A 24437-nucleotide genomic window follows, 5' to 3' on the forward strand; every position below is an offset into this window, starting at 1 on the left:
TATGCTTAATAAAATTAAGAAATTTGTAATTTTTATTGCGATATTTCTAACGCTTTTTTTGGTTGGACTTTTGGCTGGAGTAACGATATATTCCTTTATTAAAGTCCCAAACGTAGAAAGTCTTGAGAACTATGCTCCTCCCGAAGCTACTCAAATATTCGACAGAAATGGTAAGTTAATAACTACGCTGTACGATTCCGAAAATAGGATAGTGGTTCCTTTAAAGGATATTCCAAAAAGTTTACAAGATGCAGTTATAGCTGTTGAAGATTCAAGATTCTACTCGGAAATAGGCTTTGACCCTATAGGAATAATAAGAGCTTTTATAGCTGACGTTACACACAGAAAAGAAATTGAGGGAGGAAGTACCCTAACTCAACAGCTTGTTAAAAATATCTACCTTACTCCTCAACAGACCATAATGAGAAAGCTTGTTGAATTGGTTATTGCAATAAGAGTAGATCTTACCCTTAGTAAGGCTAAAATTTTGGAGTTATATCTTAACGAAATATATTTAGGTCACGGAACGAATGGTGTTGAGGCTGCTTCGAAATATTATTTTAATAAAGACGTAAAAGATCTTAATCTGGCTGAATCTGCAATGCTTGCGGGCTTAATAAGTGCACCTGAGTATTATTCTCCGGTAAGAAATTTTAAGTTAGCTAAAGAACGACAGAAAATTGTGTTAAACAGAATGGTAGATGTAGGTTTTATTACCAAAGCTCAAGCAGCAGAAGCATACAACCAACCTATTAAAATAGCTCATTCTAATTCAAAATGGGGTGGTATTGCTCCATACTTTGTTGATCACATATTACAAGAAATGGCAAAAAAGTATGGTTATAACGAAGTTTATACTGGCGGTTTAAAAATTTATACCACTCTTGATTACAATATGCAAGAAGAAGCTGATAAACTGGTCAAAGAATATGTAAACAAATATAAATATTTACACGTATCGGAGGGAGCGCTTGTTGCTATTGATCCTCAAAATGGAGAGATAAGGGCATATGTTGGTGGAACCAGTTATGAAAAGAGTCAGTTTGATAGGGTTATTATGGCAGAAAGACAACCTGGTTCTGCATTTAAACCATTTGTTTATCTGACTGCTCTAGAAGAAGGAATGAGTCCTAATACTATGTTGTCTGATACCCCTGTTACCTATCCAACACCAGAAGGTCCTTGGAGCCCCCAGAACTATGATAGAACCTTTATGGGAAATATTCCTATGTGGGAGGCCTTAATGCTTTCTAGAAATGTTCCTAGTGTGAAATTATTAGCTATGGTAGGAGTAGAAAATGCAATTAAAACAGCTAGAAAGGCTGGAATTAAAAGTCCATTAAATGCAAATCTTGCACTTGCTTTAGGTGCAAGCGATGTGAACTTGCTTGAGCTTACTTCTGCTTATGGGGTTTTTGCTAATAGAGGTATTAGGGTTGAGCCAATTTTTGTAACCAAAGTTCTGGATAGAAATGGGAAAGTATTAGAAGAGAATAAACCGATACCTCAGAGGGTATTTGATGAAAAATATATATCAGTTCTTGATAATATGCTTACTAATGTAATTTTGCACGGTACAGGAATGGCTGCAAATATTGGCAGACCTGCCGCAGGCAAAACTGGTACAACGGATGACTTTAGAAATGCATGGTTTATAGGTTTTACACCTAATTTAGTTTGTGGAGTATGGGTAGGGAATGATGATAATTCACCAATGAATGGTGTAGTTGGTGGCTTTATTCCTGCTGAAATTTGGGCTTCATTTATGAAAAGTGCTCTTGCTGGCACGCCTGTTGCTTACTTTCCGAAAAGTTCTGAACCTATTGGTGGTTCATCGAGTGGAAATGAAGTTAGTGTATGGGTGTGTGATGATACTGGTAAGTTGGCAACTGATAAGTGTCCAAATCCTGTGTTAAAATCTTTTCCAAAAGACAAAGTGCCTACAGAATATGATAACAGATATCCTGGTGGTCCTTATGTTCCAAAAGAGAAGAAAACTAAAGAGAATACTAATGAGAAGCCACAAGTTTCAGGTGAGAATAGTCAGCCAACTACTATTCCAAAGCATGAGGGCAATTCAATTATTGTGCTTCCCCAAAGATAGAAAAGTATTTTTGAATTAGCCATTCTACGAATTTATGATATGAATTTTTATCCTTCTTTGATACAAGAAAAATAGGGGAGTTTTTGTTTAATTTTCTAATTTCTAAAATGAAATCTTCTTCACTCAGATCGAGAAATGGCAAGAGATCAACTTTGGTTAGAAGTATGCAAGAAGCTTCTTTGAAAAGAAGCGGATATTTTTCTGGTTTATCTTCACCTTCTGTTACGCTTAATATTGCTACCTTTTCATGTTCTCCTAAATAAAATTCTGCAGGGCAAACAAGATTGCCAACGTTTTCTATAAATAAAATTTTTTCATTTTTTATGTTAAATTGTTCGAAAGCCTTTCTTATCATCTTAGATTCTAGATGGCAAATACCATGTGTGTTAATTTGTACGCATTTAATATCCTTTTTGTTGATTCTCTCTGCATCTCTTGTAGTGGCAATATCCCCTTCAATAACTAAAGAGGAAAATCCTTTTTCGTTTAATATGGGCGTAATATTTTCTAAAAGAGTTGTTTTTCCTGATCCAGGAGAACTTATAAGATTGATGGTTAAGAGTTTTTTCGATTCGAAGATCTTTTTATTGTTTTCCCCCTCTTTAATATTCTTTGATAGTATTGGGATATTTACATTTATATCTTTAAGCTCCATAATTTTCTCCCTTCTTCTTTGCTTTATAAAATTTTGAAGAACTATTCAGCAATAATTTTATTAATTAACATTTCTCTACCAGATTCGATTATTGTTTCAAAAGAGTGACAATATGGACACTCCATACTAACCATTTTATCGCTTTCTGATATTTTTCCGCAATTCAAACAATGTAATTTAAGATTTACTTTATTTATTTTCAAAACAGCTTCTTCTAACATTGTTTCGCCCTTCATAATGTCAAAAGCAGAAGCTAAAAGATCGGTTTCTATCATTGCGCCAGCTCCAACAGTAATTTCCACTTCAAGAATTTTGTGTGCATTATTTTGTTTTGCTTGTTCTGTAGTTATATCAATTATTTCCTGAACAATACTTGCTTCATGCATTTAATTAAATGCCTCCCAAAATGAATTTTTCCACATTATATTTTTTAACCTTGAACTTAATTCTTCAAGGACTTTCCTATTTTCTTCAGTGTTTTTTGCAGTAATAACTGCTATATTTTTAATGTCAATTATAACACTGTTTTTGCTGTTAATAACCCTAATATCATATATATTTGGTTCTTCATTTAAAGCAAGATTCAAATTTTTTATTACAGACGTTAAGTCTATGAAAGGATTAGGGAAGATTTCAGGATAATCCTGAAGATTAAACCAAAGATCTTTTTCAATATAAATATTAGGTCCCTTATTGGTTACTCTGAAATAATCAGCAGCAATTCTTCGATTAATTATAACTCCGTATTTTTTTAGATCTGCAATAATGTATTTGATTCTTTCTTCTGTATCTGGATGGTTCTGATAAATTCCCCAATTTATATCTTGAGAACTTCTTTCTCTTGCATTAAGTCTTTCCATAGTAGTTAACAAACCAACTGGATTGTAACCGCAAGCCATAGCACACTTAATTGCAAATTCGTCTGCTTGTTTCTCTAAACCAATAGAATATTGGTTCATCATTGCCATTGAGAGTAAGCTTGCTGATTCACTTGCTGCAGCATTTCCTCTTGATGCTATTATTACAGCAAGGGCTACAAGAGTGTACTTTTTTTGTAGTTCCATTTGCTTTCTGTGATGGTCTAAGACTACATGACCAGTCTCATGTGAAAGTATACATGCTAATTCATCATCAGTTCTTACAAAGTTTAACATTCCCGTTGTAACGAAAATAAAGCCTCCTGGTAGAGCGAAAGCATTAACGTCATTACTATAATATGCTTTTATTGTTAGTTTTAAATCCTTAACTCCTGAAAATTCTCTGGCATATTTTTGTAAACGTTCACCGATTTTGTTCAGTCTTTCTTGAACTACGGGATCTTTTACGATTTTGTAATATGATTCGATTTCTTTTGCAATTTTTTGACCTTCTTTATATTCTGCATCATAATTGACTATAGTTTGAGAATAGGCATTATCCTGAAAGTTTAAAAGAAGATAAGTTATTAATGTAATAAAGAAAAGCAGAAATTTTTTTTTAAACATTTTCGTTATCGTGATTGTTTGCTTGTTTTTTTTCTGGTTTTAATAGTGCTCCACAATAACAGCAAAAAGTATCATTTTCGTCAAAGAGAGTTTTGTGACAGAAAGGACACTTTGCTTCTGGTTTTCTTGGAAATTTTTTAATAGCTAAAACGATAATAAAAAATGATAATGCTATTAATAAAATACCTATAACTGTTAAAAGTATAGGAATAAAATCGGAAAAATTACTAATTTTTTTAGGTTTATTAATTTTTTCATTTGTGGACGTTGTTTTTTCTGTTATGGCTTGCTTTTCAGTATTATCCTTCTCTAAGACAATATTTTTTATAAAAATGGGTTTGTTTCCCTGGCTAATTAAGAGTTTGTATGTACCATTTATTTCAGTTTGTACAGGTATAACTATATTTGTTTCATCTACTACCTCAGTTACTGGTTTTTTTTGCCCATTATCGCTTACAACAGAATATTTTCTTGCAAAGAAGACGATATCAGTTGAATATAAGGATCTTGAATCTGGTGAATAAAAATTCAACCTGTATATCAATTTTGGGCCTGTTAAGGGCGGCTTATTTCCTAATTTAAGCCATGATTCAAGCACTGGCCCATAATCAGGGGTATTTTGAATAACTTCTTTCATTAGACTGTTATCAGCTTTTACATGCACAGATATGGAACTTATAGAACTATAGTTACCATCCGGTTTTTCGTCTCCTGTAATAGAAAGATTTACCTGAAGCTGGTCGTTTGCTCTTGCATCAATATTATTAAATGAAGAGGTAAAAATACAAAAAAACAATATTATAGTCCAAAAAAAAATTAATTTCACATCTTCTCCATCGGAATAATATTTAAGTATGACAATCCTCTTGAGAGAATGTTATGAACTTTTAAAATCAGAAACAGCCTTGACCACTGGATTGACTTATCTTGATTAATTATTCTATTTTTTTGATAATAAATATGAAACAGCCTTGCAAGATCAAGCATATAGTTGACAAGATAATATGGTTCATAATCCCGAACTGCTTTTTCTCTGAAAAAGTCAAAATTATCAATTTTCTTAATAATTTCGTACTCTTCTGCTGTTTTTATATATTTTGAGTATTCGTTTAAATTAGCTGGTATTTCTTCATCAATGTTTCTTCTTATGCTTGATATTCTTGCACAAGCATATTGGATGTAATAAAGAGGGTTATCCATTGTAACTTCTTTTGCTTTCTCTATATGAAAATCAATTGTGCTATTTAAAGATCTTGAAGTTAGGTAAAACCTTAGAATATCATGTCCAACATCTTCTAAAAGTTCTTTTAAAGTGATCATATTGCCAGTTCTTTTTGACATGCGTATGAGGTTTTTGTTTTTATAGAGGTTTACTAATTGTCCCAAAAGAACGACAAGTTTTTCTTCAGGCAAATCTAGTGCTTTCAAGGCACTTTTGAGTCTTGGTATATAGCCATGATGATCTGTACCCCATATATTAATGTAAATGTCAAAATTTCTTTTAAATTTTTCGTAATGATATGCTATATCGGCTGCAAAATATGTCGGGAGTCCATTTTCTCTTATTAATACTCTGTCTTCGCTATCGAAATAATTAGAAGTTTTAAGCCAGAGTGCACCGTCTTTCTTATATGTTTGATTCTTTGAAATTAAAAGTTCGATTATCTTATTAATTTTGTTTTCTTGATGTAAGCTACTTTCAAAGAAAAAAGAGTCAAAAATAACTCCAAAGTTTTTTAAAGTTTCCTTTTGCTCTCCAAGAGCTATATTTAATGCCTCTTCTTTTATGAGTTCAAAGTGCAAATTTTGGTCATCTTTAGATAAAAAAGGATATTTATTAAGAATCTTTTTTGCAATATCTACGACATATTCGCCTTGATAACCCCCTTCTGGAAAGTCATAATCTTGTTTTAGAATTTCCCTCATTCTAGCTATTATTGATAGGGTGAAAAGCTCCATTTGATTTCCATAATTGTTCACATAAAATTCAGTTTGGACATTAAAACCATAATCTTTTAAAATTCTAGTTAAAGAATCGCCAAATGCTGCCCATCTGGCATGTCCTATGTGAAGTGGTCCTGTAGGATTTGCCGAAACGTATTCAATTAGTATTGTTTTGGAATTAGAACTATTTAAATAAGGTTCAATAGTAAAATTTTGTAAAATATTTTGTAGAGCATGTTCTTTTAAGCTTATATTTATAAATCCAGGATTAGCAACTTGAACAGAAAAATCATCATCCTTAAAACTTTGAGCTAATTTGTTTGCAATTTTTATAGGGTCTTCCTTTAGGTGTTTTGCAAGTTTCATTGAACTTAAGATAGTATAATCTCCGTATTGAGGATTAGATATTTGTATTTCTACAAAGGAAGCTGGGTTCTTAATCTCTGGATAAAGTTTAGTGATGTGTTTTTGAGTTTCTTTTTTCAAATGGTTGTAAAAAGACAAATAAAACCTCCTTAAAAATTAGTTTCTCAATAATCAATTATACAATATGAGTTTATAGTTCACAGTTCACGAAAATTGTAGTAACATATTCATAGTTAATAGGGAGGTATTATGCTCAAGGCAAAAATTTTAAATGAGCAGGAAATTGATAAGATACTTCGTCGTTTAGTTTATGAAATTTATGAGAATCATAAAGATTTTAATGAACTTTTGTTAGTAGGTTTATGGACAAGGGGTGTTTATCTTAGTAGGAGAATTGCGGATATTTTTTTAAGTGAACATGGAATAAAATTAGTAACTTCAGAATTGGATATCACACCTTATAGGGATGATTTATACACTAAAGAAAAAATTCCTTTAAAAACTACAAATTTAACTTCTACTCAGGATCTTTCGGTTATAATTGTTGATGATGTACTTTTTACAGGAAGAACTATAAGAGGCGCAATAGAAGCCATTTTTGATTTTGGCAGACCTAAGAAAATTGAGCTATTAGTGCTTATTGATAGAGGACACAGAGAACTTCCAATTAATGCTAACTATTTAGGCAGATATGTTCCCACTTCTTCCAAAGAAGATGTTAAGGTAAGACTTAAAGAGATTGATAATGTAGATGAGGTGATTATTTTAGAGTGATTTCTCACTTGCTTAGTACTAGATATCTTGATTTAGACGAAGTCTTAGAAATATTTGATAATGCAAAAAAATTTTTGGAGGTATTAAATAGACCCACAAAAAAGATACCAATTCTTAAAGGTAAGCTCATTCTAACAGTATTTTTTGAACCTAGCACACGAACGAGAACTTCTTTTGAAATTGCAGGTAAAACTTTGGGCGCAGATGTTATTAACCTATCCGTTTCTCAAAGCTCTGCCAAAAAAGGAGAAACTATTAAGGATACTTGTTTAACACTTAATGCTATGAAGCCAGACTGTATTGTATTAAGACATTCTGTTTCGAAAATTCCTGAGTATATAACAAATTTTACATCAGCAAAGGTAATTAATGCAGGCGACGGTTCGAACGAGCATCCTTCTCAAGCTTTGCTTGATGCTTTTACATTGATGCAACATTTTAAAGATCTGAAAGATAAAAAAATTTTGATCTTAGGAGATGTTTTAAACAGCAGGGTAGCAAGATCAAATATCTGGCTTTTAAAAAAATTTGGAGCTAAAATTTCTCTTTGTGGGCCATCTACTCTTGTGAGAGAAGAATTTGAGAAAGAATGGGATGTAGATGTTTACTGGGATTTAGATAAAGCTATTACTAATGCAGATGCAATTATAGTGCTAAGGATTCAGCTAGAAAGGGCTGCAAGCGCCTGGATTCCAAGTACTAGAGAGTATTCTATTTTTTATGGGTTAAATCGTGAGAAATTGATGAAAAACAGTAATGTTATAATTATGCACCCAGGACCTATGAACAGGGGTCTTGAGATATCATCTGACGTAGCTGATGGGAGAAATGCGCTTATAAGAAATCAAGTAACAAATGGAGTAGCAATAAGAATGTCTATTTTTTATCATTTGTTAGCTCATAAAACTGGTAATATAGGAGATCATTTGAAATTAAATTAATATAGCAAACTGTGAGGTTATTTTTTATGAATAAAATTTTGTTTAAGAATGTCTTGGCTTACTTTTCAGATCTAAGTTCAAAGAGGATCAGCTTTTACATAGACCAATCAGGAAAAGTAAATTTTTTAGATTCTTATGATATTTCTAGTTTTGAAGAAGTTGTTGAGGGGGAAGACTTAGTTATAATGCCTCTTTTGACTGATGTGCACACTCATATAAGGGTGCCAGGTCAAGAAGAAAAGGAAGATATTGTTTCAGGCTCTAAAGCTGCTGCAAGGGGTGGTTTTGGACAAATTTTTACGATGCCTAATACTAATCCAGTAGTTGATAATGCTTATCTTGTAGACTATTTAATAAGTAATATCAATAAAAATTCAGTTATAAAAATTTATCCTGTTGGAGCAGTTTCAAAAAATCAGTTAGGAGAAGAATTGTCTCCTTTGCTTGAGATGAAAAAAAGTGGGGCTATAGCTTTTTCTGATGATGGAAAGCCAATCTCAACAAATATTCTTAGAAAGGCTTTAATTTATAGTAAAACTTTTGACGGAATAATTATAGATCACCCGGAAGATATTGTGTTAAGTGGCAATGGTGTAATTCACGAAGGGAAGATTTCAAGAGCTTATGGAATAAATTCGATTCCCTATACCTCGGAAGAAGTTTGTGTAGCAAGAGATATTGCTCTTACAAGAGAAACCAGATCGAGACTTCATCTTGCGCATTTATCTACAAGACATTCTTTAAAGTATATTGAGGCTGCCAAGGAAGAAGGACTTAATATTACATCGGAGGTAACAGTAAATCATCTTATTTTTAATTGTGAGAACATTCCTATCTTTGATACAAGATTTAAGGTGAAGCCGCCTTTCAGAGATGAGGAAGATATGAACGAACTTTTTATTGCTTTAAAGAAGGGGCTAATAGATGTAGTTTGTACTGATCATGCTCCTCATACTTTAGAGGAAAAAGAGCTTGATTATAGCGAGGCACCCTTTGGAACTCCAGGGCTTGAAACTGCATTTGCAGCATTATATACATATTTTGTTATGAAAAATAAGTGCAACTTAGAAGATATTATTAAGTGGATGGTTGTAAATCCATCCAAAATCTTTTCTTTACCAGTTTTAGAACTTAAAAATAGGTCTAGAGCCAATTTCTTTATTTTTAAAAAGGGCAAAGAGTTTTTGGTAAGTCCTGAAATGTTTTTTTCAAAGTGTAAACTTTCTGTATTTCTTAACAAAACGTTGTATGGATTTCCTCTTGCTACTTTTTACAACGGAAATCTAGTTTATAAGGACAAAAATTTTATGAAAAGTGTTAAACAAGAAATATGAAATTTATTTTTTTGTTTTTTAGCAAATATGAAAAAAGAAAGGGCGTGTTTCTTAATTGAGTTTTAAAAAAGCTATGCTTTTACTAGAAGATAAAAGTTTTTTTTTGGGAAGGTCTTTTGGAGCTGAAGGAGAAGTTATGGGAGAAGTTGTTTTTAACACTTGTATGAGCGGGTATCAGGAAATTTTGACTGATCCTTCTTATTTTGGACAGATTGTAACAATGACCTACCCTTTGATAGGAAACTATGGTGTAAATAATGAAGATGTTGAGAGCACTAAACCTTTTGCAAAAGGTTTTATCGTGAGAGATTATAAAGACAGAGCTTCCAATTGGAGATCCCAGGAAACTCTTGATTCGTATTTGAAAAGAAATAATATTGTAGGTATAGATAATATTGATACAAGATTTTTAACTAGAAAACTAAGGACTAGAGGTGCTCTTAATGGTATTATATCTACTGTAGATCTTGATCCTGAATCTTTATATGAAAAACTAAAAGTTTTTCCGTCTATGGAAGGACTTGATTTGGTAAAAGATGTTACTCCTAGGGAAAGGTATAGCTGGAACCAGACTGATGTATGGATCAGTGAAAGGTTTAAACCAGAAGGAGATTTTAAAGTTGCTGTTATAGATTATGGTGTTAAATGGAATATACTGAAAATATTAACTGCGCTTGGTTGCAAGTTAACCGTATTTTCAGCTTTTAGTAGTGCCGATGAAATTTTATCTATAAAGCCAGATGGTGTTTTTCTCTCAAATGGCCCGGGAGATCCTGCTGCAGTAAGTTATGCAATTAGTCCTATTAAAGAACTTTTTGATAAGGTGCCTATTTTTGGAATTTGTTTGGGGCATCAATTAATGGCTCTTGCTTCAGGAGCAAAAACTTTTAAATTGAAATTTGGGCATCATGGCGGAAATCATCCTGTTAAAAGACTTGAAACCGGTGAAGTAGAAATTACATCACAAAATCATGGGTTTGCTGTAGATTACGACTCCATTGATAAATCTAACTGGGAGGTTACTCACATTAATCTTAACGACAAAACTGTTGAAGGCATCAGGCACAAAAAATTGCCAATATTTTCTGTTCAGTATCACCCTGAAGCAAGTCCTGGACCACATGATTCGGGATACTTGTTCAAGCAGTTTTGCGAATTAATGAAAAAAAACTAAAAATTTTATAAATTAATTACTTTATATAAAACATTAAGGATGTGATAAGTTTTGCCTAAAAGGACGGATATAAAAAAGATTTTGATTATTGGTTCAGGGCCTATAATAATTGGGCAAGCATGTGAGTTTGATTATTCAGGGACCCAAGCAATCAAAGCCTTAAAGCAGGAAGGATATGAGGTAGTTTTGGTAAATTCTAATCCTGCTACAATTATGACTGATCCTGAAATGGCAGATCATACTTATATTGAACCAATTACTCCTCAAGTTGTAACAAAAGTTATTAAGAAGGAACGACCAGATGCAATATTGCCAACATTGGGCGGTCAAACTGCTTTAAATGTTGCTGTAAATCTTGCAGAAGCTGGAATTTTGGAAAAATACAATGTGGAAATGTTGGGTGTAAATACTGATGCAATAAAAAAGGGCGAAGATAGGCTTTTATTTAGAGAAACTATGAAAGAAATAGGTGTAGATCTTCCTAAAAGCGGAATTGCTCATAGTTTGAATGAGGCAGAGAAAATTGCTTTTGAACTTGGATTTCCTTTAATTATAAGACCTTCATTTACGCTTGGAGGAACGGGAGGAGGTATAGCTTATAACTTCGACGATCTAAGATATCATGTATCTAATGGCCTGGATCTAAGTATGATACATCAGGTTTTGATTGAAGAATCAGTTCTTAACTGGAAAGAATTTGAATTAGAAGTAATGAGAGATAAAAAGGATAACGTTGTAATAATTTGTTCTATAGAAAATTTTGATCCGATGGGCATTCATACGGGTGATAGCATCACTGTAGCGCCTATTCAAACCTTAACGGATAAGGAATATCAAGTCTTAAGAGATATGTCTATAAAAGTTATTAGGAAAATTGGTGTTGATACTGGTGGTTCTAATATTCAATTTGCAATGAATCCTAAAGATGGTCGTATCGTTATCATTGAAATGAATCCTCGTGTTTCGCGAAGTTCTGCTCTTGCCTCAAAGGCCACCGGCTTTCCAATTGCAAAAATTGCTGCTCTTCTTGCTGTTGGTTATACTCTTGATGAAGTTACCAATGATATTACCAAAAAGACTCCAGCTTCTTTCGAGCCAACTCTTGATTACGTTGTTGTAAAGATACCCAGATGGGATTTTGAAAAATTTCATGGGGCACCAAGAGTTTTGGATACTCAGATGAAATCTGTGGGCGAAGCAATGGCTATAGGTAGAAATTTTAAAGAAGCTTTTCAAAAGGCAATTCGTTCGCTTGAAAATGGTAGAAGAGGTTTTGGTTTCGATGGAAAAGATGCTGATTTGATGAATTTAACAGAAGAAGAACTTATAAGAGAACTTAGGACTCCTAAGGATAATAGAATTTTTACAATTCACAGATTGTTAGAAATTGGAGTAGGCGTAGATAGATTAAATGAACTAACTGGCATTGATAAGTGGTTTTTAAAAGAACTTGAAGAGATAGTTCTGACTGGCAAGGAATTTATGAATAGAAATTTGTATTCTATAAATAAAGACGAAATGTTCAGTTTGAAAAGAGATGGTTTTTCCGACTTTCAAATAGGATTTCTTACTAAATCAAGTGAAGAAGAGGTTACAAAATATAGAAAAAAACTTGGTATTTTCCCTGTTTATAAGACGGTTGATACCTGTTCGGCTGAGTTTGAATCATTTACCCCCTACCATTATTCTACTTATGATCAAGAAAATGAATTAATACCCATTGATAATAAAGAATCGGTAATTATTTTGGGAGCAGGTCCTAATAGAATTGGGCAGGGTATTGAATTTGATTATTGTTGTGTTCATGCAGTAGATTCAACTAAAAAGTTAGGGAAAGCTGCAATAATGGTTAACTGTAATCCTGAAACTGTGTCAACGGACTATGATACGTCTGATCAACTTTTGTTTGAGCCCTTAACATTTGAGGACGTAATAAATATTGTTGAGAAAATTAGACCGCTTGGAACTTTAATACAATTTGGAGGTCAAACTCCTTTAAAACTCGCTAAATCGTTTGAAAAACTTAATGTTCCAATTCTTGGTACCTCTCCTGAGGCAATTGATATGGCTGAAGATAGAGAACGTTTTGACTTATTTTTGGAGAAATTAAAAATATTTAGACCAGCAGCTGGTATAGCCAAGTCTCCAGATGAAGCGTTAAGAGTTGCAAGAAGTCTTGGATATCCAGTTTTAGTAAGACCTTCGTATGTCTTGGGTGGTAGGGCTATGGAGATAGTTTATGATGACAACGATCTAATGGAATATATTAAGAAAGCTGTTGAGGTTTCTGAAGCGAAACCGGTTCTTATTGATAGATTTTTGGAAGATGCAATAGAAATTGATGTTGACGCCCTTTGTGATGGAGATGAAGTTTTTATAGGTGGTATTATGGAACATATTGAAGAGGCAGGGATTCATTCTGGCGATTCAGCATGTGTATTGCCAACTTTTAGTTTGACAAAAGAAGAGTTAACAGAACTATCTAGAATTACAAGAGAGATAGCCTTGAAACTAGGAGTAAAGGGTTTAATAAACATTCAATACGCCATTAGAGATAAAATATATGTTCTTGAAGTAAATCCAAGAGCTTCTAGAACAGTACCGTTTGTAAGCAAAACCATAGGTATTCCTCTAGCAAAGCTTGCAACTCAAATATCCCTTGGCAAAAAAATAAAAGATTTCAATATTAAAGAAAGGTTAGATTTGCCTTACATTGCTGTAAAGGAAGCTGTATTGCCGTTTGGAAGATTTTCTGGTGTAGATACAATTTTGGGTCCAGAGATGAAATCTACAGGTGAGGTAATGGGCATTGATTTTGAATTTGGAAAGGCATATGCAAAAGCACAAATTGCTGCAGGAGAAGAGCTGCCACTAAGAGGAAATGTTTTTGTTAGTGTTTCGAATAAGCATAAAAGAAATATAGTTTTTATTGTTAAGAGCCTTGTGAATATGGGCTTTAATATATTTGCTACTCAAGGTACTGCTAAGGTTTTGAAATTTAATGGTATAAAGGTTAATGAGGTAAAAAAAGCTAGCGAGGACGGCTTTACAATTCTTGATATGATAAAAGATAACCAAATCCAGCTTATTATTAATACCCCTTCTGGTAAAGGTGCAAGAAAGGATGATTATAAGATAAGAAGGATGGCACTTTTACATCATATACCTACTATCACAACTATCGCGGGAGCTGCTGCAACAGTTAACGCCATTGAAGCTCTAAAGAATTCTGAAATAGAAGTAAAATCTATACAAGATTTTTACAAAATTTTAAACAGTTAATTAAGAATTAAATTTTATATGTATAAATTTATTTTGAGATTTTTCTTGACTTTATTCAAATATTTTTTTAAAATAATCTTGCTTTTATGTGGCGGCGTAGCTCAGAGGCAGAGCAAGCGGTTCATACCCGCTGTGTCAGTGGTTCAAATCCACTCGCCGCTACCATTTTTTTATGTATATTAAAACTGAAATAGACAAAATCATTTGCCATATCGATAGTGTTTTAAATAACTACAATCTCAAATTTTCAAATCCATGCATAGCTATTTCAGGTGGAGCTGATTCTGTCTTTCTGACTTATATACTTTCAAGACTTAAATCTAAAGACGACTTTATATTACTTCACTTTGATCATGGATGGAGAAAAAAGGATCTAATTCTTGAAAGGAATTTGATAATTAATTATGCAGAAAAATATAATTTTAGAATTATTTTTGGCTCTTCGGGAAATACTGGGAGTTTAAATGAAGAAGATGCAAGAAAAAGAAGATTTGCTTTTTTTTGTAACATTATGGATAAGATAAATTCAAATGTTTTATTTACAGGACACAATTTGAATGATAGGTTTGAGACATTTTTGTGGAATATTTGTCGTGGAACAGGAATTAGGGGGATTCTATCTTTGAAAGAAATAAGACAATTTGGGAAAATAAATATTATTAGTCCCTTAATACATTTAAAAAGGGATAAAATAAGGACTTTTTGCGAGTATTTGAAGCTAGATTATATATCTGATTTTTATAATGATGATATACGCTACAAAAGGGTATTTATTAGGAAGGAAATAACTCCAAGAATAGAGAATGTTTGGCAAAATTCCTTAGAACACTTTGATTCTTTTATTAAACTGGCAGAAGACGAAGATTGTTACCTAGAAAAGATTACAAACGAGATATATGGAAAAGTTGTCCTTTCTATGCCATGGGCTAATATTATCCTTTTAAAGGAATTATTAAAATTTGATATTGCCTTAATACGCAGGGTTATATTGAAATTTTTACATTCTTTAGATATATCTTATAACTTTAATGAAGTTAATTTGTTATGCAAATTTCTACAAAAGAATGAAAATCTTTCTTTGCCTTCTTTTAAAGATTTTGGAGTTTATAAAAATAAAAATATTTTTTCGTTGTACGACCGGTCTTTTGTAAAGGGATACCCATGGGATAAAATACCTAAAGAGTTGGGCATATCTATTAATAACCCATTAGAAGAAAAAATTTTTCTAGAAATAAGGTTTTTTAAAAATTCTGACTTTGTAATTATAAACGGAAAAAAGATTTATTTAAATAATTTTTTTAACAAAAAAAATAATTTTTTTTACAAATTTGTGCCAATGATATTTTATAAAAACGTTCTCAAATGGGCTCCATTTGAATATTGTGATGAGAATTTTTTTAAAAATTATAATATTAAAATTATTTGCGATGATTTTTTGGAAAAGTTTAGATTATCGTGGAGGCAGAGAAATGACAGGAACAATAATTAATGCTTTTTCTGTAATTATTGGTAGTAGTATAGGTTTAGTTATGGGCTCTCGTTTAGCTGAAAAATATAAAAACATAGTGATTAATGCTATTAGTTTGGTAACCCTTCTGATCGGATTAAAGCTAGCTTTGGAGGTTAAAAGTATTTTTTGGGTTTTGCTTTCTTTGATATTAGGAGGTTTAATAGGGGAATTTATTTCTCTTGAAGGTCTTATTGAAAGGTTTGGAAATTATGTTAATAAAAAGATGCAAAAAGGCGATGTTGTAAATGCCTTTATGAGTGCAAGCTTATTATTTTGTGTTGGTCCAATGAGCATTTTGGGATCTTTTCAGGATGGCCTAAAAGGTGACTATTCAATATTGTTGTTGAAGTCAGCTCTTGATGGGGTATCTAGTTTATTTCTTGCTTCATCGTTGGGAGTGGGAGTTTTTTTCTCTTTCATTACAATCCTTATTTATCAGGGTTCGCTTACCCTATTTGCAAACGCACTTTCTGGGTTGTTTAGCAATACAAACATAGCCAGTAATTTTTATGCAACGGGTGGCATTATGTTAATTGGTATTGGCTTTAATTTGCTAAGTTTAACTAAAATTAAAACGATTAATTATATATTTGCTCTTATATTAATAATTATTTTTTCGAAGTTTGGAGGAATATTGTGAAAGAACATGAGCTAAAAATTTTAGTAAGTAGAGAAGAAATTGCTAAGGCTATTAATTCATTGGCAAAAAAAATAGATAGTGATTATCTTGGTAAGAAAATTTTACTGGTAGGGGTATTGAAAGGCGCTGCTTTCTTTCTTGTAGACCTCGCAAGATCAATATCTTTACCACTAGAAATAGATTTTGTAGAAGTATCAAGCTATGGCAATAAAGCTGAAAGTTCTGGGAAAATTAAATTAATTAAAGATATAAGAAAGGATTTATCTGATTATCACGTTCTGATTGTTGAAGACATTTTAGACTCTGGACTTACTTTGCAATATCTAATTGATTTTTTTAAACAAAAAAAACCATTAAGTGTTAAATCTGTAGTGTTGTTTTATAAAATGAAAAATAATGATTGCAAAAGACCTAATGCAGATTATTTCGGACTAAAAATTCCAGATTACTTCGTAGTTGGATATGGATTAGATTATGCTGAAAAATATCGTAATCTAAAGGATTTATATGTAGTTTCTTTTGTTTGACACTTATACGTAAAAAAAGATACAATATTTAACTAACATTTTTTAAAAAAGGGGATATGAATTTTTGAAAATAACTAAGAGTGTTACGTTTTATCTTATAATTTTGTTGATAGTTGTAGTTTTAACAGTAGTTTTGAGTAGTGGTAAAAAGGTTTCAAATCAGGAATTGTCATATACAGAATTTATGGATAGAGTAAATCAGGAAGATGTTCGAAGGGTAACTATTTCTTCCTCTCAAAATGTAATTAATGGTAAATTAAAGGATGGCACTTCATTTACTGTATATTACCCTCAAAACGATCCTTCGCTAATAAAAACTTTGACTGAAAAAAAAGTAGATATTAGAGTTGAGCCGCCTAGTGATAATGGGTGGTGGGTTTCGGTCCTTACTCAATTGTTTCCCATCTTAATTCTAATTGGTTTTTGGCTTTTTATGTTAAAGCAAGCACAGGGTGGAGCAAGTCAAGCTATGTCCTTTGGAAAGTCAAGGGCAAAACTCTTTCATCAAGAGAAAACCAAAACAACATTCAAAGACGTTGCTGGGGCAGATGAGGCAAAGCAAGAACTTGAGGAAATTATAGACTTTCTAAAAAATCCAGCACCCTTTAGGGCTATGGGGGCAAAAATTCCCAGAGGAGTTCTTTTGGTTGGGCCGCCTGGATGCGGTAAGACTCTTTTGGCTAGAGCGGTGGCTGGAGAAGCAAAAGTTCCCTTTTTCAGTATATCGGGTTCGGATTTTGTTGAGATGTTTGTAGGAGTTGGTGCTTCACGTGTAAGAGATCTTTTTGAGCAAGCAAAAAATCAATCGCCGTGTATAATTTTTATTGATGAAATCGATGCAGTAGGTAGACAAAGAGGAGCTGGTCTTGGAGGCGGTCATGATGAAAGAGAACAGACTCTTAACCAATTGCTTGTTGAAATGGATGGGTTTGAAGTTGATGAAACAATTATAGTTATGGCTGCTACAAATAGACCTGATGTTTTAGATCCTGCGCTTTTAAGACCAGGAAGGTTTGATAGACATGTTACAGTTGATAGGCCAGATTTGTTGGGCAGAAAGCAAATATTAGAAGTTCACTTAGCCGGGAAGCCTATAGAAGAAGAAGTTAAGGTTGACATACTTGCAAAAAGAACACCCGGATTTGCGGGGGCAGATCTTGCTAATTTGGTTAATGAGGCTGCTTTGCTTGCTGCTAGGAAGGGTAAAAAAACTATATCGATGGCTGAATTTGAGGATGCAATTGATAGAATAGTGGCAGGTATCGAGAAGAGAAGTAGGGTTATTTCTGAAAAGGATAAAAAAATAATTGCTTTTCATGAAGCAGGTCATGCATTGGTAGCACACAATCTTCCAGGGACAGACCCGATTCATAAAATTTCTATTATTCCAAGAGGCATGGCATTGGGTTATACCCTGCAACTTCCGGGAGAAGATAGATATTTAATTAGCAAGACAGAACTTATTAATAATATCTGTGTCCTTTTAGGAGGAAGAGCTGCTGAAGAAATTATCTTTAAGGAAGTTACAACTGGTGCACAAAATGACCTTCAGAGGGCTACAGAACTTGCAAGAAAGATGGTTATGGAATATGGTATGAGTGATCATTTGGGGCCCAGAACTTGGGGAAAGAGAAGCGAAAATGTTTTTATGGGCAGAGATCTTTTTGAAACCAAAAACTATAGTGAAAATATGGCAAATGAAATAGATCTTGAAGTTCAAAGAATTGTTGAGAGTTGTTATGAAAATTCAAAAAACATACTTTTAAGTGTATATGATACTTTGAATAAAATTGCTATGAAACTTATTGAAAATGAGACGCTCCAAGGAGATACCCTTTTGGATTACCTAAATGGAAAGTTTGAAGATGAAAAAAACGATGACGATTCTAAAACTGTTGAAAACAAATTAGATAAAAACGTTTTAAATGAAAATATAAAAGAAAATTAATATGTGTAAATTAAAATTTGAAAGAAGGCGAAAATTTAGCTAGAGGAGGAAAGTTTATGAAACTAAAAGGGTTATTTTATTTAATTTTTATGTTGATATTGTTTAATTTGTTATTTTCAATTTTTTGCATGAACTGTAAAGCCTCAGAAACGAAAACTATTGGGATTGTTAAAGAAAACATAATACCTTCCAAAGAAGTTCAGATCTTTGTAAACAATTATAAGGTCTTAACTTTAGTGTCATTTGATAATGAGAGTTTCGAAAGGATTAAAAAAGAGGCGGATATAGTTTCTAGCGCTATTAATCAATATTTTGGTTCATCTAAAGGCTCTTATGATCCTTCTGATATAAGGTTTGTAACCGAAGACAAATATTTTTGTTGTTATGTAGGAGATGATTTGGCTTTTAAAATAGATAGAAGCCAAGCCTTTTTACAAAGTTTAGCTGATAGTGATATTACAAATATGTGGCTTACAAACTTGCAAAGATCGCTAGGATACAATCCAGATGAAAATCATAAAATTTTATATGGACATAAATATTATTCAAAAGAATTTATTCAAGAGGGTATAGCTTCGTGGTATGGTACTAATCTAGCAGGTAGGTATATGTCGAATGGTGAAATATTTGATCCTTATGACCTTACTGCAGCTCATAGATGGCTTCCTTTAGGATCTATTGTTCTTGTAACAAATGAAAACAATGGGAAGAGCGTCATAGTAACGATTACAGATAGGATGGGAAGCACAAGCAGGGTAATAGATTTATCTGAGGGCGCAGCTGAAAAGATCGGAATGATCAGTTCAGGCCTTGCTCCAGTAAAAATTGAGTTACTTAAATAAGATTAATAACATAAATTTAATAATAGTTGAAAAAATTGTTTAAAACAATAAAAGAAGATATAAATACGGTATTTGAACGAGACCCTGCTGCTAAAAACATTTTTGAAGTATTATTTTGCTATCCGGGTTTACACGCTATATGGCTTCATAGGTTTTCACACTTCTTATGGGTTAAAGGAGTACCCTTTTTTCCACGTTTGATTTCTCAGATTTCACGAGCTCTTACTGGCATCGAAATACATCCTGGTGCTGTAATTGGTAAAAGATTTTTTATTGATCATGGGATGGGCGTTGTAATAGGTGAAACAACTGAAATAGGCGACGACGTAACAATGTATCAGTATGTTACTTTGGGAGGAACAGGCAAGGAAAAAGGGAAAAGACACCCTACGATAGGGAATAATGTAGTAATCGGTGCGGGTGCAATAGTTCTGGGGCCTATTACAATTGGTGACAATGTTAGAATAGGTGCTGGAGCAGTAGTGATAAAAGCTGTTCCTGAAAATTCAACAGTAGTGGGAAATCCTGGAAGGGTAGTTGTAAGAAATGGGGTAAAGGCGAAAATATCACAATTAGATCACAATATGTTGCCGGATCCTTTAAAGGACTATCTAATTAAGCAGGATCAAAAGATAATGGAATTAGAAAATGAAATCTTGAAGCTTAAAAAAACTTTGGATTTGGAGGTAAAATCTTAACTTTGTCAAACAATCAAATATATCTTTATAACACGCTAACAAAAAGAAAAGAACTGTTTGTGCCAATAGAAAATAAAAAGATTAGAATGTATGTTTGTGGTGTTACAGTCTATGATTATTGTCATCTAGGGCATGGAAGGTCTTATGTAGTCTGGGATGTGTGGAAAAGATTATTTTTAAGTCAGGGATTTGAGGTATTTCATATTCAAAACTTTACAGATATTGATGACAAAATAATAAAGAGATCAAGAGAAGAGAAAGTTGATTGGAAAGAACTTACAAATAAATTTATTGATGCATACTTTGAAGATATGGATAAACTAAATGTTTTAAGGGCAACTCTTTATCCAAAAGCTACTGATTATATTGATGAGATGATTAAAATAATTACTGGTTTAATAGAAAAAGGCTATGCCTATAAGGCGGGTGGTGATATAGTCTTTTCTATAAAGAAATTCAAAGACTACGGAAAATTATCTGGAAAATCTATAGACGATCTCATTGAAAACTATAGAGTTGATTCATCATCTTACAAAGAAAGCCCTTTGGATTTTGTATTATGGAAAACGTCAAAACCTGATGAACCTTTTTGGGATAGCCCATTTGGGAAAGGAAGACCGGGATGGCACATAGAATGTTCTGCAATGTCTCTGAAACACTTTGGTTCACCATTTGATATCCATGCAGGTGGACAAGATTTAATTTTTCCTCACCACGAGAACGAGATTGCACAATCGGAAGGTTTTACTGGTAAAAAATTTGTAAATTATTGGTTGCACAATGGTTTTGTTACTATATCTGGAGAAAAAATGTCAAAATCTCTTGGGAATTTTAAAACCTTAAGAGATATTTATCAACAATATGATCCGATGGTTTTAAGGCTTTTTATATTAAGTAGTCATTATAGAAGTCCGGTTGTATTTAATTTAGAAAATTTAATGGCAGCTAAGGAGGCTTGGGATAAAATTAAAAATGCTATTGACGTTTGTTCTTCTTTTGGACTTATAGGAGAACTTAAAGCTGCGCCACCAAGTAATTTTATTGCTGCTTTATGTGACGATCTCAATACTCCTTTAGCTATCTCATATATTTTTGAAAAAGTTAGATTTATTAATTCAATTGTAGATAGTTATTCAAAATCACAGGCAGCGGATCTGAAAAACGCTATTTCTTTTAATATAAATGAAGTTTTATCCATGATTGAAATATTAGGTTTAAAATATAAGCCTGATGTCTTATTTTATTCTAAAGAACAGCTATCTAAAGAATTTGACTCTTATGAGCTTACTGAAGTAAATCTTGAATTATTTGATGAACTTACTACTGAGAATATGTTTAAGCTTTTGAGTTTTAGAGAATTTTTGAAAAAGAAAAAATTGTATGACAATGCCGATAAAATAAGAAACTTTTTGAATAAAAAGGGTATTGTGTTAGAAGATTTACCAGGGGGCATAAGAGCCAAAAAGAGATGAGAAAAGATTTTGTGATTGGTATACATCCTGTTATTAATGCAATCAAGGAAGGAATAGAATTTAAACAATTACTTATTGCTAGAAATAAGAAACTGCCCTTTATAGAAGAGTTTTTACAAAAAAACAAAGACAAAAGGTCTCTTGTTGTTTACAAAAATCTTTCAGAAATTGAAAGGCTTTTTCCTAATTCACAAGGAATAGTAATGTTTATAAAGAGATTTGAATATGCAGATGAGGAAGAAACTGTTCTTAATGTTATAAAATCTAAAAAGGTTCTTTTAGCTTTTTCCGGTATTATGGATGTACGTAATATTGGTGCTGTAGCTAGAACTGCTCAGGCATCCGGCCTGGTGGGAGGAATAATTTTGCCAAAACATAGATCGCTTGATATTACTCCTGCTGCCATCAAGGCATCTACAGGTTCTCTCTTAAGCATTCCAGTAGTGCGACTCAGCAATTTAAGATATTTTGTAAAGGATCTAAAAAGAAGAGGTGTAAGCGTTATTGGTGTTGAAAAAAGAGGATCAGTTAGGTACGATATGTTGAAATATGATCTCCCAATTTGTTGCGTTTTTGGTTCTGAATCGAAATCTCTTTCAGATGTTTTTTTGCGAGATCTCGATCAAAATGTATATATTCCTATGTCTAATGATTTTAACTCTTTGAATTTATCTGTGGCTTCTAGTATTTTGTTATATGAAATATTTAGACAAAAGAATTTTGAGTTATAATATTAACCTTGGTATTTTATTTTAAGGAGGAATTTTTTTGATGCTGCCAATACCAACAAAGTATTTTATTTCATTTGGAAGCTGTAATGCTGATCACCCTCTTAATGCATTTGATGGTGCTCTTCTTTCTGCTGGAGTAGGTAATACTAACCTTGTTAGAGTTAGTAGTATTTTGCCACCGTCTGCCGTTGAAGTAAAGAATTTAGTTCTACCTTATGGTGCACTAGTTCCTATTGCTTATGCAAGTAAGGTAAGTACAAACAAGGGAGAAAGAATTGCGGCAGCAGCTGGCATTGGAATACCAGAAGATCCAAGTCTTCCTGGCTTAATAATGGAGTATAGCTGTTCTGGAAGCAAAGAAGAAGCTGAAAAAACAGTATTAGAAATGGTTGAAGAGGGTTTTGCAATGAGAGGCTTTAAACTTTTAGAAAAGAAGGCTGTGACTACGGATATCGTAGTCGATAAAGCTGCATGCGCCTTTGCTTGTGTGGTCCTATGGTATTAGGAGATAATAATATACCGATTTTTCAATTCAAAGAAGAACATCTTCCAGGTTCTGGCATATATTTTGATGTAATTGATATACTCTTTAGTGCGCATTCGAAATATCAAAGAATTGAAGTATTTCAAACCACTAGTTATGGGAAAGTCCTTCTTGTAGACGGAAAGGTAATGCTTACTGAAAGAGATGAATTCGTTTATCACGAGATGTTAACTCATGTTCCATTGAATTTGTCAGATAAAATTAAAGAAGTTCTAATTATCGGAGGAGGAGATGGCGGTTCTGCAAGAGAGTGTTTAAAGCATAAAAATATTAAACATATAAAACAAGTTGAAATTGATGAAATGGTTGTTGAAGTTAGCAAAAAATTCTTTCCTTCTCTGTCAAGTGGTTTTAATGATCCTAGGTTTGAACTTTGTATTTGCGATGGTATAAATTTTGTTAAACAGACTTCAGACAAGTTTGATCTTGTATTAGTTGATTCTACAGATCCAATAGGACCTGCTGTTGGTTTATTTGAGGCTGACTTTTTTGAAAACATAAAAAGAATTCTTAATCCCGAAGGTATTTTAGTTTTTCAGCTTGAATCTCCATGGTGTCATTTGGAATTTATTAGTGAAGTTAGTAAAAAAGTCAAAAACATCTTTCCGATTTTCAAAAACTATGTTGCATTTATACCAACTTATCCTGCTGGACTATGGAGCTTCGGTTTTGCATCCTTTACAATAGATCCAATAAAGGAATTACCAAGTGATATATCTATTAGCGATTTAAAGTACTACACAACAGAAATACACAAAGCATCCTTTGCGTTACCTAGATTTTTTAAAAATTATGTAAGAGATGTTTAAATTTTTTGAAAGATTATTTTGTGTTGCAATAGATTTATTTCAAGTAGTTTTGCGTGTATTTCTTTTTGTTCGCCAAAGATATTAACTAAAAACCATAAATTTTCTTCCTCCGGTTTCAAAAGTGCAACATCTTTTAGAATTAAAGTTTCTTCACTTTCCTGGTTTTTATAAAAAGCGCTGGCTTCACACATTTTTAGCTCGTCCTTTCGATATAATTTTTTAGACGCAAAACTGCGTCTTCAACTTGATGGGGGAGGGGTTCTTGCTGAGTGAGTGCGATATCTATGTTGGATTGATTAATTGGTAAAAGAATTTTTATTGCTTTTGATTTTGCAACAGCTTCTGACATTCTTGGAGTAAATTCTCCCATCATAGAATCGGCTACTAAAATGCTAATGGAACCGAGTATATAGTCGGCTTCTGGAACATTCTTTATTATTGCATTTTCGCCTGATGCACCTTTGTTTGCCTTTGCTTTAAGCATATTTACAGTTGCAAATGCATTTGTTCCTAGTGCTATTATTTCTATATTTTCAATGATTTCTGACAGAATTTCTCTAATTTTTAGTACTATTTGTTGTCCTATTCCGCCACCTTGTCCGTCAACAATGGCTACTTTAATGATATTTTTTTCCATTTACCCTCCTTTTTTGCTTTT

23 protein-coding genes and 1 tRNA gene are annotated in these 24437 nt (G+C 32.7%); 17 read left to right on the forward strand and 7 right to left on the reverse strand.

From position 1 onward, the window contains the following. Position 1: 1 nt before the first annotated feature. A complete protein-coding gene (locus THENA_RS03645) occupies positions 2 to 2104 on the forward strand; it encodes a transglycosylase domain-containing protein (protein WP_013756080.1) in 2103 nt (700 codons plus the stop codon). Here THENA_RS03645 and hypB read toward each other — a convergent pair. The 5 genes from hypB to argS are packed head-to-tail and all read right to left on the reverse strand — an operon-like array spanning position 2082 to position 6691. Then, positions 2082 to 2759 carry a hydrogenase nickel incorporation protein HypB gene (gene hypB / locus THENA_RS03650; protein ID WP_013756081.1) on the reverse strand — a complete coding sequence of 226 codons (678 nt, stop codon included), beginning with the start codon at positions 2757 to 2759 and terminating at the stop codon, positions 2082 to 2084. The genes THENA_RS03645 and hypB overlap by 23 nt on opposite strands. 41 nt (positions 2760 to 2800) lie before the next feature. Continuing rightward, positions 2801 to 3145 carry a hydrogenase maturation nickel metallochaperone HypA gene (gene hypA / locus THENA_RS03655; protein WP_013756082.1) on the reverse strand — a complete coding sequence of 115 codons (345 nt, stop codon included), beginning with the start codon at positions 3143 to 3145 and terminating at the stop codon, positions 2801 to 2803. Further along, the gene (locus THENA_RS03660) at positions 3146 to 4243 is read right to left on the reverse strand and encodes a M48 family metallopeptidase (protein WP_013756083.1); all 1098 of its coding nucleotides are present in this window, start codon (positions 4241 to 4243) and stop codon (positions 3146 to 3148) included. After that, a complete protein-coding gene (locus THENA_RS03665; RefSeq protein WP_013756084.1) occupies positions 4236 to 5069 on the reverse strand; it encodes a hypothetical protein in 834 nt (277 codons plus the stop codon). The genes THENA_RS03660 and THENA_RS03665 overlap by 8 nt, the downstream gene beginning before the upstream one ends. Next, a complete protein-coding gene (argS, locus tag THENA_RS03670; protein ID WP_013756085.1) occupies positions 5066 to 6691 on the reverse strand; it encodes an arginine--tRNA ligase in 1626 nt (541 codons plus the stop codon). Before argS ends, THENA_RS03665 begins: the two co-directional genes overlap by 4 nt. 111 nt (positions 6692 to 6802) lie before the next feature. Between argS and pyrR the strand changes: the two genes are divergently transcribed. From pyrR to speE, 16 genes are all read left to right on the forward strand, one after another. Beyond that, on the forward strand, positions 6803 to 7327 hold the full coding sequence (gene pyrR / locus THENA_RS03675; RefSeq protein WP_013756086.1) for a bifunctional pyr operon transcriptional regulator/uracil phosphoribosyltransferase PyrR: 525 nt from the start codon (positions 6803 to 6805) through the stop codon (positions 7325 to 7327). Next, entirely contained in the window at positions 7324 to 8268 is a 945-nt protein-coding gene (locus THENA_RS03680; protein WP_013756087.1) for an aspartate carbamoyltransferase catalytic subunit, read from the forward strand. The genes pyrR and THENA_RS03680 overlap by 4 nt, the downstream gene beginning before the upstream one ends. A gap of 26 nt (positions 8269 to 8294) precedes the next feature. Next, positions 8295 to 9602: a dihydroorotase gene (locus tag THENA_RS03685; protein WP_013756088.1), complete on the forward strand. Its 1308-nt coding sequence runs from the start codon at positions 8295 to 8297 to the stop codon at positions 9600 to 9602. Between the two features lie 55 nt (positions 9603 to 9657). Further along, entirely contained in the window at positions 9658 to 10776 is a 1119-nt protein-coding gene (carA, locus tag THENA_RS03690) for a glutamine-hydrolyzing carbamoyl-phosphate synthase small subunit (protein ID WP_013756089.1), read from the forward strand. A 51-nt stretch (positions 10777 to 10827) separates the two neighbouring features. Next, complete coding sequence (gene carB / locus THENA_RS03695) at positions 10828 to 14058, forward strand: carbamoyl-phosphate synthase large subunit (RefSeq protein ID WP_013756090.1); 3231 nt, start codon at positions 10828 to 10830, stop codon at positions 14056 to 14058. A 90-nt stretch (positions 14059 to 14148) separates the two neighbouring features. Then, positions 14149 to 14223, forward strand: a tRNA-Met gene (locus THENA_RS03700). A 7-nt stretch (positions 14224 to 14230) separates the two neighbouring features. After that, positions 14231 to 15547: a tRNA lysidine(34) synthetase TilS gene (gene tilS / locus THENA_RS03705; RefSeq protein ID WP_013756091.1), complete on the forward strand. Its 1317-nt coding sequence runs from the start codon at positions 14231 to 14233 to the stop codon at positions 15545 to 15547. Further along, complete coding sequence (locus THENA_RS03710) at positions 15528 to 16208, forward strand: DUF554 domain-containing protein (protein ID WP_013756092.1); 681 nt, start codon at positions 15528 to 15530, stop codon at positions 16206 to 16208. The genes tilS and THENA_RS03710 overlap by 20 nt, the downstream gene beginning before the upstream one ends. Then, positions 16205 to 16735: a hypoxanthine phosphoribosyltransferase gene (hpt, locus tag THENA_RS03715; protein ID WP_013756093.1), complete on the forward strand. Its 531-nt coding sequence runs from the start codon at positions 16205 to 16207 to the stop codon at positions 16733 to 16735. Before THENA_RS03710 ends, hpt begins: the two co-directional genes overlap by 4 nt. Positions 16736 to 16799: 64 nt before the next feature. Then, entirely contained in the window at positions 16800 to 18683 is a 1884-nt protein-coding gene (ftsH, locus tag THENA_RS03720; RefSeq protein ID WP_013756094.1) for an ATP-dependent zinc metalloprotease FtsH, read from the forward strand. Positions 18684 to 18739: 56 nt separating this feature from the next. After that, the gene (locus tag THENA_RS09605; RefSeq protein WP_052296054.1) at positions 18740 to 19525 is read left to right on the forward strand and encodes a septal ring lytic transglycosylase RlpA family protein; all 786 of its coding nucleotides are present in this window, start codon (positions 18740 to 18742) and stop codon (positions 19523 to 19525) included. 35 nt (positions 19526 to 19560) lie between these two features. Next, a complete protein-coding gene (gene cysE, locus THENA_RS03730; RefSeq protein ID WP_013756096.1) occupies positions 19561 to 20223 on the forward strand; it encodes a serine O-acetyltransferase in 663 nt (220 codons plus the stop codon). Positions 20224 to 20225: 2 nt separating this feature from the next. Next, complete coding sequence (gene cysS, locus THENA_RS03735; RefSeq protein ID WP_013756097.1) at positions 20226 to 21695, forward strand: cysteine--tRNA ligase; 1470 nt, start codon at positions 20226 to 20228, stop codon at positions 21693 to 21695. Further along, positions 21692 to 22426: a TrmH family RNA methyltransferase gene (locus tag THENA_RS03740; protein ID WP_013756098.1), complete on the forward strand. Its 735-nt coding sequence runs from the start codon at positions 21692 to 21694 to the stop codon at positions 22424 to 22426. The genes cysS and THENA_RS03740 overlap by 4 nt, the downstream gene beginning before the upstream one ends. Positions 22427 to 22466: 40 nt before the next feature. Then, a complete protein-coding gene (locus tag THENA_RS03745; protein WP_013756099.1) occupies positions 22467 to 22931 on the forward strand; it encodes a pyruvoyl-dependent arginine decarboxylase in 465 nt (154 codons plus the stop codon). Then, complete coding sequence (speE, locus tag THENA_RS03750) at positions 22922 to 23779, forward strand: polyamine aminopropyltransferase (RefSeq protein WP_013756100.1); 858 nt, start codon at positions 22922 to 22924, stop codon at positions 23777 to 23779. The genes THENA_RS03745 and speE overlap by 10 nt, the downstream gene beginning before the upstream one ends. Here the strand turns inward: speE and THENA_RS03755 are convergent. Both THENA_RS03755 and THENA_RS03760 read right to left on the reverse strand, forming a co-directional pair. Continuing rightward, the gene (locus THENA_RS03755; RefSeq protein ID WP_013756101.1) at positions 23776 to 23970 is read right to left on the reverse strand and encodes a CooT family nickel-binding protein; all 195 of its coding nucleotides are present in this window, start codon (positions 23968 to 23970) and stop codon (positions 23776 to 23778) included. The genes speE and THENA_RS03755 overlap by 4 nt on opposite strands. A 2-nt stretch (positions 23971 to 23972) precedes the next feature. After that, entirely contained in the window at positions 23973 to 24416 is a 444-nt protein-coding gene (locus THENA_RS03760; RefSeq protein ID WP_013756102.1) for a DUF3842 family protein, read from the reverse strand. Positions 24417 to 24437 lie beyond the last annotated feature (21 nt).

Source organism: Thermodesulfobium narugense DSM 14796, assembly GCF_000212395.1.
Classification (GTDB): Bacteria; Thermodesulfobiota; Thermodesulfobiia; order Thermodesulfobiales; family Thermodesulfobiaceae; genus Thermodesulfobium; species Thermodesulfobium narugense.